Below are 13,499 nucleotides of genomic sequence, written 5' to 3'. Positions count from 1 at the left end.
GAGTGTGTCCTGAAATTATCTAGTGAGATCATCGAGTGGTGCTAAGTCGACTATTCGTCGAACATTGCTATATCGCCGCAGCTTGGCTTCATGTAGTCGTACACGGCCTGCTGGTTCTGCATTGACTCTTCCGAGTTGATCGCATCGCGCACGGCCTCCCTGTCTTCCGCCGCAAGGTGCTCTTGGATCTGTTCCCATGTTGCCTTCGATGCGGAAACCGCGTCCTTGATGTCGCCGGGTGCGGCGCCTTCCAAATCGCCGTAGTATGCGACCATCGCATCGGCGAGTTCGACTCGGGACTCAAGGCTGGAATCCGTGGTGTCGGTTGCCGCCATGAGGTCTTCCTCGTGATCTTTGGCGACCTCGCACATCGCCTCTACGCTTGTCGACGAGCACGCCGTAAGCAACGTAGCGGAGAACAGGGGCAGGGCCGTAAGGACAATGAGCTTCTGAATTCGCATGGGTAATACGATAGCGCAGAGCCAACTAGTCGGCCATCCGAGCAAAATTGCCCCGAGTGGTATCGCCCCAGCCGGTTCAAGCCTGCTGGGAGCGCCACTTGCGCAACAGCTCGTAGCCGTCATGGCCGTACACTGTGGGAGTATCCGGGTAATGCGCAGGCTGTGAGAGGGCCGTCATCGTACCGTGCGACAGCACGTGCTCCTGGGCGCTGAGTTTGCGGATCGCTACCTGCTTCACTCGGTCTGGGTGCTCGAAAATGGCATCGCCGTAGATCAGCGGATCGTGCTGGCCGTCATCACCGACAAGGATCCAATTGATTTCGGGGAACTCGATGAAAAGATTTCGCAGCTGCACCTTCTTGTGCTCCTTGCCGGAGCGGAACAATCCAGTTGGTGTGGGGCCCCAATCGGTCAGCAGCAACGGGCCCTCGGGCAGATCATGTTTCTTGATGAAATGCACCAACGTTTCATAGGTATTCCATGCGCCGGTGGATAAATAGAAGACAGGCGCGTGAGGGTCGTCGGCAAGCAACTCGTTGTAGAACGCGCCCATGCCCTCCACAGGTTGGCGGGTGTTGGTCTTTTTCACCCACGAATTCCAGGCGGCCAAGACAGCGCGCGGCAGCATGGTGACCATTACCGTGTCGTCGATATCGCTCACCAGGCCAATGCGCGCATCTTTCGACACAATCTGGACCGGCGCGTTCGCGGTAGTGCCACCGTCCACAGTGATTTCAGCCTCATGCCATCCGGGGTCCAAACCATGATCGGCAATAAGCACATCGATATAGCCGTTATCGTTGGTTTCAGACCGAACTTCCTGCTCACCCAGACGCACTGTCACACCGATATGCGGAACCTGTGTGGTGAAAAACTGGCGGTAGCCGCGAACCACCTCGAGGTCAGGTTCCTGCTGTCCACCCATGACAACACGGCCGAGAACGTGGGCGCGGCGGGTGGAGCCGTAGCCGGTAAACCCCGTAACTTCCGGAACCCACCCATTCTCACTTTTGCGTCGCACACCGCGACGGTTAATGCGCCGCTCGGCGGCACGGACGATGTCAGATAAACCCATGCTTTCTAAGGTACCGAATCGAGACTTGTTGCAGAGCGTGCGGCCCGGGGTGTTGCGCGTGGCTCGCCTTACTGTTTCTGTTTGATGCCCACAAACCCATACTGTGTCACGATAGTGTGGCCGCGAGAAACACCGAATTTCTGGTCCAACACAGAAATTTCTTCCAATTCGATGCCCCGCACTTGCTCTAACCCTGCGGCCGAAAATAAGTCCAGGTAGGGCTGGATGCTGGTTGCTGTGGCCAGGGGCAAAGCTGCGAGCTGATCGCGGTCATAGACCCGGGTAAAAGCGTCCTCCCCATCGTCAGAATCCACCGAGACATCCGCATGAGCACCAGCCGGGAACCAGTTCGCGTCGAAAGCAACGATCCGCCCGCCGGGTACCAACAGTTTTTCCCAGGCGGCCAGCGCCCCCGCCGGATCGGGAAGCGTCCACAGCAGAAACCGCGAAGTAACCACGTCAAAAGGCCCATGCACCGGCGGGAGCTGCGCATCACCCAGCATGAAAGAAGCAGTGCTTGACGACGATTCCCCGGCCCGGCGCGCCAGGTCAAGCATCTTGGCGGAAAAGTCGACACCAATCACTTCATAGCCGAGGTGGGCCATCTGGTGCGAGAGATAACCGGAACCACAACCGACGTCCAAGACGCGCGCAGGAGGTGGTGGCAGGAAGCGGGTGATTATTTCCTGCCACGCGGCGCGGTTTGCTTCAGCCCGCAGGCTAGTCACTTGGTTGTGGTGATAATGCGTGGCACGCCCACTCCAGTAATCGGCGATTTTTCCGTCGTCATGCTCTGCAGATGTCATGGTTATCGTAACTCCTCCTGCAGCAATTTGATGCCGTCTAGGGCCAGCGGGGTGGCTGGTTCGAAGTAGTTAAAGAGCATCGGAGTAACCTGCCCTTTCTGGACAGCAGTAATGGTGTCTGCGCCTTGAAGCGAATATACCTCTTCAATGATTGAGTCATCCGTTTGGTGGAGGACCAGAATCCGGTCGGGATTAGCCGCCACCAGTTGCTCGGCACTGATCTCGAAAACTCGGTCGCTTTCGTCCGCAAAGACGTTTGTCAGTCCTACAGCCTCCACAATCGGGTGCGACATCGACCCGGTGCCATAAGCGTAGAGAGTTCCGCCACCTTCCGTCGGGTACACGATAGCCACAGTTTCGCCTGCGCCTGCTGTAGAGTCGATACCTTCCAGCTCCGCGGCGATTTCCTTCTTGTAGGCTTCTCCTCGTTCCTCTCGGCCGAACAGTGTGGCGTACAAGTCAATATGGTCATAAATGTCATCGAAAGAAGCCTCTTTCGTGTCTTCGCAGTAGCCAGCCTCATCCACAATGGCGGCTTCAGTGACAGTATCGTCATTGACTGTGTCGCTAAAACCGATAATGAGATCAGGGTCTTGTGCGATGATAGCTTCTTTGGTGATTTCAAGATGTCCGCTTGCATCGAGCCTGTCAGACAGGGTTTCAATCTCATCGAGCTTGGCGTTGATTTCGTCGGAGTAGTACTCCTCCGGGTAGGCACCTGCTTTTGCTACCACACGATCAAGTACCCCAAGCGCATCCAAGGTGAGAACAGCCGGCGCCTTCTGCAGCACTACTCGCTCAGGCGGACCATCAAGCTCAACAGTATTCCCACAGTTTTCAACCACGATCGCTGCGGAATCGGTACTCCCAGCCTCTTCGGTGGAAGAGCAACCAGCAAGTATCAAAGGGCAAACCAGTAGTACGGATAAGAGTGATTTCCTCATGGAAATTTCCTTTCAAAGTGAAGATGGGTGCTGGTGCGGATCACCCGCACCCGGTAGATCGGTTCCAAAACTTCAGGGACTAACACCTCGTTCGGAGGGCCAGAGGCCACTATTCGGCCATGATTAAGTAGGTGAACAGTGTCGCAATACTGCAGCGCATGATTAAGATCATGCAAAACCACCACCGAGTTGTAGGGCCGATTAGCAATTTGGTTGAATACTTCCAGCTGGTAGTAAATGTCGAGGTGGTTCGTGGGCTCGTCAAGCAGCATATGCTTCGTATCCTGAACATAGGCCCGGGCGATCATCACCCGCTGCCGCTCACCACCGGACAGTTGTGAGAGAGGGCGGGTAGCTTTATCAGCCATTCCCACCCGTTCAAGGGCCTCGACGATGGAGCTTTCGTTATTGTCCTTGTGCGGCAGTCGTCCCAAACGCACAACTTCGGCCACTGTCATTGGCGGTGGCTCGCCTTGATCTTGGCTAACAACCGACAGGGCAGTAGCCACCTGGCGAGCTGACAAGGTTGAAAGCTTGCGCCCGTCGATAAGCACCTCGCCACTAGTCGGACGATTTGCACCAAAAAGACAGCGCAACAGGGTGGTCTTGCCGGATCCATTAGGGCCAACCAGCCCTGTCACTCCGTGTTCTGGAATTTCCAGGGAGATGTCCTGAAGAATTTCGTGGAAACTTAAGTGCTTGACGGTAATCATTGATGGGCACTCATTCTTCTAATTAACAGCAGTAAGAACGGAGCCCCCACCAAAGCAGTGAGAATGCCAATCGGAATTTCCTGCGGTGCTAACAAGGTACGCGAGCCTATATCAGCCAAGATCAGCAAGGTGGCACCTAAGAGTGCGCAGACAGGGAGCATGTGGCGGTGCCCTCCACCGACGAGTCGCCGGGCGGCATGAGGGACAACTAGGCCAACAAACCCGATTGAACCTGCCATAGCCACGACTACTCCAACGAGCACACACACGAGGATGACCAGCTGGACTCGTAAACGATCTGGGTTGATGCCGAGTGTTAATGCAACATCATCGCCAATAGTCAATGCATCTATCCGGGGCCCCAGCATCCAGAGAATGATAGTGATAGCAAGCACGACGGCAACGGTTAGTGGTAGCACTACTCCCCACTGACCCAAGGCAAGAGAACCCAGCAGCCAGAACATGACTGAGCGAGAACCTTCAGCCGAGTCTGAGGCAAAAATCAGAAACGAAGTTAGTGCAGATAAGGCATAACCAATAGCTACCCCGGCCATCAGCAACCGTACCGAAGTTAAACGTCCGGCAGAGCGAGCAATGAAAAACATCAGCACAGAAGCTGCGGCTGCTCCCACAAAAGCCGAGCCTTGAAGTGCGAGGTCACCGAAAATTGCGCCAGCCCCAAATAAAATAGCTAGTGCTGCGCCGGTAGATGCTCCCGAGTTGATTCCCAGGGTGTAAGGATCTGCCAGCATATTGCGGACTACTGCTTGTAGAATCGCACCCGCAACCGCTAAACCAGCCCCAACGGCCATGCCAAGCAAGATGCGGGGAAGGCGAATATCCCAGACGATCGCATCGGCGGTTCCCAATTCTTCTGGGAGTTCCGCCCCTGTCAGGTGGTGGCGAGCGATAGTGAAGATGTCCCCAACATGCAACGGGGTAGGCCCCACAATCAATCCGGCCATCAGTGCGACTACTAGCGCACTTAAGAAAACCAAGGACCAGATGGCTGTCCTGCGTCGTAACGCGCGAAACCCCAAAGCATCTGTCGCCATGCTGACAGGCTATCAATTAATCAATTGAATAACAAAAACCTAAGTGTGCTCATTTCTCCTTCTCAGCCAAATTGTGCAACACCGCCCGCACCACACGGATCACACGCACATCCTGGGGCATCTCGTCGTGATGTACCTGGACACCATGCTCTAAGTCTTGGACCCACACATTACGCACCTGGCCGGGGGTCGAAGAACGCAAAAAACATGATTCCGGCGGCTGGACAATGGCATCAAAACGCGTGGCCACACACGTGTAGGTCACGCCCTCCTCCACATCACCACCCGCGTTGGTCTTCTGCAACAGCTCAGAACCAGAGATCTGCTGGAAGGCCGCCGGGCCAAGCGCGTAGCGGATCAACGAACGCATCGCCTTTTCCGCCACCTTATTGGTCACCAGCGGGCTGGCGATCCCGCCCAATGTCGTCCCATGGTTCGGAGAACTGAGACAGACCAGGTGTTTGGTGCGCCTCGCCCCATCGAAATGCCGCATCCAGTACCGCGCCAGCAGCCCGCCTTGGGAATGGCCGATCAAAATCACCCGGTCTGCACCTGTATGCGTCAGCACCGCGCTGATGAAGGCCTCCACCTCGGTGGCAGAATCTTCAATCAGGCGGGTGCCATGATTACCAAAGTTAAGGGCGTAGACACCCCAACCGTCGGCACGGAGGTTTTCGGCCATGGGGTGCCAATAGTCACGGTCAGCGCCTGTGCCATGGATCATCACCACAGGCCAGGGTTGCTCAGCGGGGCGGAAGTCATCCTCGAAGTAATTCTTACCCCGCACTTTTGGCACAAACGGCAGCTGTTCCGCAGGTTCCGTTTGCACGTCAAGCTCAGCTAAACTCCCAGCAATGTCCTCGTCGATACGATCCACGTGGACGTTCTTCGCGTGCTCCACCAAATCGTCGGGAAGATCAGAGGCGTCAACGTTCCAGATCTTCGCCAGTTGATGTTTAAAAGACGATGAATTCATGGCGCGCCTCGAAACCTACCTAGGCGTTGTAGGTGACATCGCGGGTGCCAAACATGCCCAAGTCCATCGGGCAATCGTCGTCGCCAAGCTCGCGTTTGATCAGTGCGTTGAGCTTAGCCAAGAGCTTATCGACGAGATCCCTGTCAAACTTTGGATTATCTGGATTCCCAATGTTTTCAAGCTCATCCGGGTCATTAACCAGATCATGAACAGTCACATCGCTGGTCTCATAAAGCTCCTCGACAGTCTGTGGTGGGGCGTACTCGGTGGGGGAGAACCAGCGCACCAACTTGTATTGGCCGTCAACCACAGCGCGGAAAAATGTCCGGCGCTTAAAATCGGGCGCACCATACTTCTTACCGGTCTCCTTCATCGCCTCCACACGTGCCTCAGTGTCCAGCGGCAGCCCCGTCATTTCACCAAGCGCACCCTCAATGCCCCACTGCGGATCCAGCTGGTGCAAGCCCTCCCACATCAACAAGGCACCAGCGCCAGGCTCATCCGCATCACCACGAGGTGGGGCGGTGGTTTCCGGAGCAGTGAAGATGCCAGAGAGATCGCGCCCCGGCAGGTCCGGGTAGAGCTCAGCACGTTTTTCGTCGTTAAGCCCGGCGAAGGCGAGGATAGTAGGCGTAACGTCCACGTGCGAGCCGACGGCCGACGAACGCTGACCCTGCGCACCACCAGGGACCACACCCGTCATGTTCACCACAGTGGCCTCGTTGTAGTGAATACCGCCCTTCTGCGTCATACCATGAGCACCATTCATCTCGCCGTGATCAGAAGTAAACAGCACCACGGTGTTTTCCCACAGCCCCTGGCGATCCAACTCATCGAAAATGCGACCAAACTGATAATCCACCAAGCGCATGGAATTAATCAAGTAGTTGCGGCGCTGCTTCCACACCTCGTGGCCCTCCTCACCCTCAGGCGGAGCCGTATAATTCATGCGGGCAAAATCACGGTAATTGTGCACGCCAAGAGGCTGGTCAGCCAAGTCGTCGTCAAGCGACTTCGGCAGCGACGGGTCATGCCACTGCTCAAGGATGCCCATCGACTGCACACCATGCTGCTTGGCATAGGTGAAGCCACGCGGATCGCCTTCCTCGACATCGCTGGCGCGGAAAAACATGATGTCATGCGGGTTAACCATGGAGGAAACCAGCAACCACGGCTTATCCTGAGGCGCCTTATAACGCAACCAATCCACCGTTTCCTCAGCAACCGTGCCGTCGTGGGTCTGGCCCTCCATCGGACGGCCCCAATTATCGCCCCAGGTTTGATAGTCCGAAAAACCGTAATCTTCCAGCGCGTCCTGCGTGCCAGCATTGATCTCCGAAAGATGCCACTTGCCCTTAAAAGCAGTGTAATAGCCCTGCTCACGCATCATATCGCCCACGGTAGGGGTGTCCGGGCCCAGCGGTTTAATCCAAGCAAAGTCGGTGTTGTCCCACATGCCCAAAGTTTTGGCGTGCTGGCCAGTCCACATCGTCGTACGCGACGGAGTGCACTGCGGCACCGTGCAATAGTGCTGCTCCAAAGTCACGCCCTTGTCTTCGAGGCGCTTCAGGTTAGGCAGCTCCACGCCCTCGGGCAGGTCCATATGCATATCCCACTGGTCCATACACAAAACAAGGATATTGGGCTGAGATTTTTGAGAAGAATCCTGATTTACTGCTTCATTTGTTGCCCTATTTGTTGCTTCGCTAGTCATTGAAGATTACTTTCTGGCACTTAGGAAAATGAGTAATAGCCCCCACTGTAGGTAGGTTGGGCAATAATTTAAAGGGATTTTTATCAATCCGTTCATCGATGAAGGAGCCCAAAATGGACCTCAATGAGTTTTTGCGCCAAGCCCGCGAATCAATCGTGGTGGACTGGATATTCGCCATCGTCCTAGTGATTATCGGCATTGTTCTTGCAGCGTGGCTAGCAAAACGGATCCGCAGCTTCGGGCGTAACTACACCGCTGATGACGGCCAGCAGGCAAACGCTGTAGCGATTGTCTCACGCATTGTGCAATCCCTGGTAGTAATTGTTGTTGTGGCCACGGCTTTACGCATGGTTGGTATTGACCTCGGCCCGGTGTTGGCTAGCGCAGGTGTCGTAGGCATCGTGGTTGGTTTTGCGCTGAAAGATATCGCAGAAAACTATATTGCGGGAACCATCCTCGCTTTTCGACGAGCCTTCGTAATCGGCGATGAAATCATCGTGGCTGATCAAATTGCTGGCCGAGTAGAAGAACTCAGCCTGCGCTACGTGCGGCTGCGCACACGTGACGGGCTACGGGTGTATGTGCCAAATTCGACGATGCTGACAGAATCCTTCGTCAACTTGACGCGCAACGGCTCCCGGCGTGGCGAATTCGTCGTGGGGGTGAGCTACGACGCGGACTTAAACCACGCCCGACAGATTGCTATCGACGCTGTGAACAGCGTAAACGATCTAAAAGACCCGTCAGCTGAGGCATGGGTCAACGAGTTTCAGTCGTCCTCGGTGGAGCTGCTGGTGTGGTTCTGGTACGACCCGAATCTCTCCAACAAGGGTGTACGCAGCAAAGCGATGATCGCGGTAAAAGAGGCCTTCGACCGGGAAGGAATCGAAATGCCCCAGGAGAGCATCCAGATCACATCCCAGCGGCCCAACCCTTTCCGGGCCGACCCGGCCGACTAGGTGCTTGAGGAAGGCGGTGCCGATAATTAGGTGCCGATAATTAGGTGCAGGCGATTACATGCTGGCGATTAGAAGCTGCGGTGCTGGTTTTGCAGATACGGCGTTGCCGGTAACCTCGCTGCGTCACCGAACCGCTCCTGGCCGTCCCCGAATCGCCTTATACGCCTCGATGGCGGCCCCGATACACCGCAAAAGGAAGTAATCACACATTGAGGATGCACTAATTCCGGCGTTTTTGGGGCCAGAGTGAAAGACCTCAGAGTGTGATTACTTCCTTTTGCGCTGCCGGTCGTGGCGGCGGGGAACAACCAGCCGCCGAACCAACCAACCAGCCGCCCAGCCAACCAGCCAACCAGCCGCCCAACCAACCAGCCAACCAGCCAACCAGCTAGGCGTTGGCGTAGGGGCGCTTGGCATCACCGGGCATGTCGGCCTCGAGAGGTTCGAGGAAGGCGATCTTCGCGTCATTGCCAAGCCGTGTTGCCAGCCCGAGCAGCACGAACATCATCAAGGTGTTGAGCATTGCAATGGTCACAAACACCATCGGGTCAGTAAAAGAAGCGGCAGTAATCATGGAAGCAGCCGTGTTGCGCTGGGCGGTGCCCAAAGCGCCGAGCTGAGAGTGGGTTTCGTTGCCATGCCCAGTGCCGTAGCCAATGTAGAAGGTAAGCAACAGCGCAACCATGCCCACGGCAATGGCTTTCCACAGCTGCCAGTCAGCCAACTGTGGCAGGTATCCGATGATGGTCGCACCCAGCAGCGTATACAGGGCGATGTTTGATGCTTTCGCGATCCACGGCTGAATCACACCTGCGAACTTTTCGGCCACTTGGTGCAAAATCATGCCAATCACCAGTGGCAAAATCATCTGCAGGAGCAGAGGTTTCGCAATGTCCCATATGCCTACCTCCACGCCTTCAAGGAGTAGTGAAAGGTAGAACGGCAGGATAAACACGGTGGACACCATGAGCACCATTTGGATAGTGGCACCGGCGGAGATATCGTTGTCACTTTGCTGCGTGAGCTTGATTAACAGGGGTGCCCCAGCCGCACACGCAAAAACAGTCAGCGCGATGGCGTAGGGGCCGTCGATTTCGAAGATGGTAATAAATAGCAACATCACGGCTGGGACGACGAATAGGTTGGCCACCACCATGCGGGTGAGGTATTGCCAGTTTGAGAGGTGATGGACAATCTTCATGGGGTTTTGGGTAAGCCCCACGTTAAACATTGAGGTTAAAACGAAAATTGTGGTGGCCGTTGAAGAGAGCCACTGGAAAAATTCAAACATATAAGAACTTCCGGAATTATAAGGAATAAGTGTTACGTTCGACTGTAGGCGTACTAGCTCACCACGGTATAGAAATCTATGAAGATTCGAGCATCTAATGATTAGGAATACTAGAAGCGTTCTCACCGACCTTATCGACGTTCGCGGCGCCGATTTCATTGCCGGCACGAACAACTTCTACCCAGAGGAAGGCCCGCCGCGCGCCACCCACGTTGCTGACTTTCAGTTAGAGCAGCACCCCGTCACTAAAGCCCAGTTTGCCGCCTTCGTCGAGGCAACCGGCTACATCACCACCGCCGAGCGCACACCGGAACCCGCCGATTATCCCGGTGTCGATCCTGCCCTGCTTGTTGCCGGTTCGCTGGTCTTCACCCCGACGTCCGGCCCGGTTGACCTCCGGGATTGGTCGCAGTGGTGGCGCTTTGAGCCCGGCGCTAGTTGGCGGGATACGCGTGACGACGATCACCCCGTGGTCCATGTCAGTTTTAAGGATGCCCAAGCCTATGCCACCTGGGCTGGCCGCCGCCTCCCCACTGAGGATGAGCTTGAATACGCCATGCGGGCTGGCCGGCCTGCCACCGTGTACGCCTGGGGTGATGAGTATGCGCCGAACCAACAGCTGCAGGCCAACACCTACCAAGGCCGCTTCCCCTACGACAACAAGGGTGCGAAAGGTGCCACCGGCATTTGGCACGGAACTTCCCCGGCGGGTGATTTCGGGACTAATCCGTGGGGCTTCGCCGATTTGATCGGTAATACGTGGGAGTGGACTACCACCTTGTATGGCACAGGCCCGCAGCGCGAACAGTTCCAGGCCGCCGCCACGTGTTGCGCCCCCGAGGCAGAATGGCAGGCTGCTCGTCGACAAGCAACATCGGTGGGTGAGCGGTACCCGCGCCGGGTGGTCAAGGGAGGCTCGCATCTGTGCGCCCCCGAGTATTGCCACCGCTACCGCCCGCAAGCGCGCCAAGGGCAGACGGAGGATTCGTCGACAAGCCACATCGGATTCCGCTGCGCCGTCTAAGGGTGCGCGCAGCCACGCGGGAATGGCTAGGGTGGGATTATGGAGCACGTTCAGACAGTTGACCAGGCCGTCGATGCCTTGATCGAGATGTATCACACCTCGTGCGACAAGGCCCGCGGGATCATTGACCAGGGCAATTACGCGCTTTACGACGAAGTGCGCTACCCAAAGGTGCGGGTAGATATTTTAGAGTGGGCACCGATTGATCGCACCGAGCCCTATGGTTACGTGGATGAGGAAGGTGCCTATTCTGCGACGGTGTCACGGCCGGACCTGATGGGAGATTACCTGCGCCACCAACTGCAGCGGCTGACCGATAATTACCCGAGTACGATCTCGGTGGGATATTCAGAAACGTGCATTCCGCCGGAGTATATCCGCGGCATGGAAGGGATTTCGGAGGCCCGGCGCGCTGGGAAAGACTCTGCTGCGATTCCGCGCCCAACTTTGGATGAAGTGCACGACGGCATCATCGACGGCAAATGGGAGGCCTTCCACGGCGCAGAAAAGCCCCTGTTTCACTTCGGGCCGCAACGTTTCGATATCGCGTGTGCACGCATTGAGCATTACACCGGCATTGACGTGGACACGATTCAGAAGTACATCCTGTTTACCAACTATGACATGCACACCACAGAGTTTGTGCGTTTCGGGTTGGGCGAGCTGGCGCGTGAGGGTTCACGCTACACCGCGCTGCTCCTGCCGAACGGCAAGAAGATCACCCGCGAGCATGCAGCGGAAATCCAGGTAGAAGACCTTTCTTTGGGTTCGAACTACCAGATGCCACGCTATGACCTGGTGGCTGAAGGTCGCACCGGGTTGACCATGATCAATATTGGTGTGGGCCCGTCGAATGCGAAAACTATCACCGACTCTTTGGCGGTGCTGCGACCGGAGGCGTGGATCATGATTGGCCACTGCGCCGGCTTGGACGCCCGCATGCGCATCGGTGACTTGATCAGCGGCAATGCTTATGAGCGTAAAGACCATATCCTGGACAACCACATCAGCCCCACCTTGCCGGTGCCTGCTATCCCGGAGATTCAGCGCGCCCTTGAACGCAGCGTGCGTGAGATCTATGGTGACGCTTCCTCCTTGATGCGCTCTGGCACAGTGCTGTCCACTGATGACCGCAACTGGGAATGGCACACCCCGCAAGACCTGTGGGAATGGTTGCGTGGCTCCACCGCTGTGGCCGTGGACATGGAGTCGTGCACTCTGGCCGCCAACGGCTACCGCTACCGCGTGCCCTATGGCACCCTTCTGGCGGTTTCGGATCTGCCGCTGCACGCTGTGCCCAAGCTGCCCGCTGGTGCCCAGGCGTTCTACTCCAATTCCAAGGAAGCACACGTGATGTGTGCGGTGCGCGCCATGGAATCGCTGACCGAGAACCCGGAGCGCCTGCGTACCCGCAAACTGCGTCGCGCACTAGCTGAGGTGCCATTCCGTTAATGGTGGCGCGTAACGACGGCGCGGGTTGCGACGGCGCGCGTTTCGACGACCCCGAGGTGCAACGTGTCCACGCGTCTGCGATCCGCAGTATCCAGCGCGTGGTGGAGGAAACGGCCCAGCCCACGGACCCAGAGAAGGCGTTGGCTGGGGTCGTCGGAATGCTGCGCGCCGGGCCGGTTGCTGTACTGACCGGCGCGGGCGTGTCAACAGATTCCGGCGTGCCCGACTACCGCAGCCCCGGCGGGCGCCTGAGCACCGGCCGGCCCATGACCTACCAGGAGTTTGCGCATTCGCCTCAGGCACTACACCGCTACTGGGCGCGTGCTTATATCGGCGTGGCCCAGATGCGCTCTGTTGCCCCCAACCGCAACCACTACGCGCTGGTGGAGTTGGAACGCGCCGGTCTGGTCAGCGGGGTGATTACCCAAAACGTCGACGGGCTCCACGGGCGTGCTGGCACGCAGCGCCTGGTGGAATTGCACGGAGATATGGACCATGTGGTCTGCCTCGACTGCGGATACCGTGAGCCCCGCGGACAGTTCGACCAGCGCCTTGAGGTGGCGAACCCCGGCTACCGCGAGTCGGTCGATGTGTCGCAGCACCAGATCAATCCGGACGGCGACATCGAACTTGACGACGAGATCACAGCACGCTTTACGACGATCACCTGCACCAAGTGCGGCTCACCCCGGTTGAAACCGGACGTGGTGTATTTCGGTGAAGCGGTACCACGTGCTCGTCGACAAGCGAGCCAAGCCTTGGTCGACGCATCGACGGGGCTGGTAGTGGTGGGATCTTCGCTGGCGGTGATGAGTGGCTACCGCGTGGTGCTTGAGGCGCAGAAACGGGGAATGCCGGTGGCTGTGATTAATGGTGGGCCGGGGAGGGCTGATCACCGGGTGGAGATTCTGTGGCGAACCCGCATCGCGCCGGCGTTAGATGCGGTGTTGGATGCCTGCGACCTGTAGGCAGCAGCGGTTGTATTTTTTGCTAACACGTCAACGGATGTCCTTGGGCTTTTGGCGAAAG

At 57.0% G+C, this 13,499-nt stretch carries 13 protein-coding genes; 4 read left to right on the top strand and 9 right to left on the bottom strand.

The annotated features are described in order from the left end of the window. Positions 1-50: 50 nt before the first annotated feature. From CKV99_RS12020 to CKV99_RS11985, 8 genes are all read right to left on the bottom strand, one after another. A complete protein-coding gene (locus CKV99_RS12020; protein ID WP_092260461.1) occupies positions 51-461 on the bottom strand; it encodes a hypothetical protein in 411 nt (136 codons plus the stop codon). Between the two features lie 76 nt (positions 462-537). Continuing rightward, on the bottom strand, positions 538-1,536 hold the full coding sequence (locus CKV99_RS12015; RefSeq protein ID WP_092260463.1) for an App1 family protein: 999 nt from the start codon (positions 1,534-1,536) through the stop codon (positions 538-540). 68 nt (positions 1,537-1,604) lie between these two features. Next, on the bottom strand, positions 1,605-2,342 hold the full coding sequence (locus CKV99_RS12010; RefSeq protein ID WP_092260465.1) for a class I SAM-dependent methyltransferase: 738 nt from the start codon (positions 2,340-2,342) through the stop codon (positions 1,605-1,607). A gap of 2 nt (positions 2,343-2,344) precedes the next feature. Further along, positions 2,345-3,286, bottom strand: coding sequence for an ABC transporter substrate-binding protein (locus CKV99_RS12005; RefSeq protein ID WP_092260467.1), 942 nt, complete (start codon positions 3,284-3,286; stop codon positions 2,345-2,347). Then, complete coding sequence (locus CKV99_RS12000; protein WP_092260469.1) at positions 3,283-3,999, bottom strand: ABC transporter ATP-binding protein; 717 nt, start codon at positions 3,997-3,999, stop codon at positions 3,283-3,285. The genes CKV99_RS12005 and CKV99_RS12000 overlap by 4 nt, the downstream gene beginning before the upstream one ends. Further along, positions 3,996-5,054: a FecCD family ABC transporter permease gene (locus CKV99_RS11995; RefSeq protein WP_092260471.1), complete on the bottom strand. Its 1,059-nt coding sequence runs from the start codon at positions 5,052-5,054 to the stop codon at positions 3,996-3,998. Before CKV99_RS11995 ends, CKV99_RS12000 begins: the two co-directional genes overlap by 4 nt. A gap of 49 nt (positions 5,055-5,103) precedes the next feature. After that, positions 5,104-6,030: an esterase/lipase family protein gene (locus tag CKV99_RS11990; protein WP_092260473.1), complete on the bottom strand. Its 927-nt coding sequence runs from the start codon at positions 6,028-6,030 to the stop codon at positions 5,104-5,106. A gap of 19 nt (positions 6,031-6,049) precedes the next feature. Further along, positions 6,050-7,744: a sulfatase-like hydrolase/transferase gene (locus CKV99_RS11985; protein WP_197697191.1), complete on the bottom strand. Its 1,695-nt coding sequence runs from the start codon at positions 7,742-7,744 to the stop codon at positions 6,050-6,052. Between the two features lie 113 nt (positions 7,745-7,857). Here CKV99_RS11985 and CKV99_RS11980 point away from each other — a divergent pair, with 113 nt between their 5' ends. Then, positions 7,858-8,703: a mechanosensitive ion channel family protein gene (locus CKV99_RS11980; protein ID WP_157728457.1), complete on the top strand. Its 846-nt coding sequence runs from the start codon at positions 7,858-7,860 to the stop codon at positions 8,701-8,703. A 388-nt stretch (positions 8,704-9,091) separates the two neighbouring features. Here CKV99_RS11980 and CKV99_RS11970 read toward each other — a convergent pair whose 3' ends face one another. Continuing rightward, positions 9,092-9,934 (bottom strand): bile acid:sodium symporter family protein, encoded by an 843-nt coding sequence (locus tag CKV99_RS11970; RefSeq protein ID WP_231910242.1) that lies wholly within the window; start codon positions 9,932-9,934, stop codon positions 9,092-9,094. Between the two features lie 157 nt (positions 9,935-10,091). On the opposite strand from CKV99_RS11970, the gene CKV99_RS11965 reads away from it, so the two are divergent. The 3 genes from CKV99_RS11965 to CKV99_RS11955 are packed head-to-tail and all read left to right on the top strand — an operon-like array spanning position 10,092 to position 13,438. Continuing rightward, positions 10,092-11,018, top strand: a complete 927-nt coding sequence (locus tag CKV99_RS11965) for a formylglycine-generating enzyme family protein (protein ID WP_092260483.1) — start codon at positions 10,092-10,094, stop codon at positions 11,016-11,018. Between the two features lie 39 nt (positions 11,019-11,057). Further along, positions 11,058-12,470 carry an AMP nucleosidase gene (gene amn / locus CKV99_RS11960; protein WP_092260485.1) on the top strand — a complete coding sequence of 471 codons (1,413 nt, stop codon included), beginning with the start codon at positions 11,058-11,060 and terminating at the stop codon, positions 12,468-12,470. After that, positions 12,470-13,438 (top strand): Sir2 family NAD-dependent protein deacetylase, encoded by a 969-nt coding sequence (locus tag CKV99_RS11955; RefSeq protein WP_092260487.1) that lies wholly within the window; start codon positions 12,470-12,472, stop codon positions 13,436-13,438. Before amn ends, CKV99_RS11955 begins: the two co-directional genes overlap by 1 nt. Positions 13,439-13,499: the final 61 nt, after the last annotated feature.

Origin of the sequence: Corynebacterium cystitidis (genome assembly GCF_900187295.1) — a bacterium.
GTDB classification, from domain to species: Bacteria; Actinomycetota; Actinomycetes; order Mycobacteriales; family Mycobacteriaceae; genus Corynebacterium; species Corynebacterium cystitidis.
This window is presented reverse-complemented; position numbering and strand designations above follow the sequence as displayed.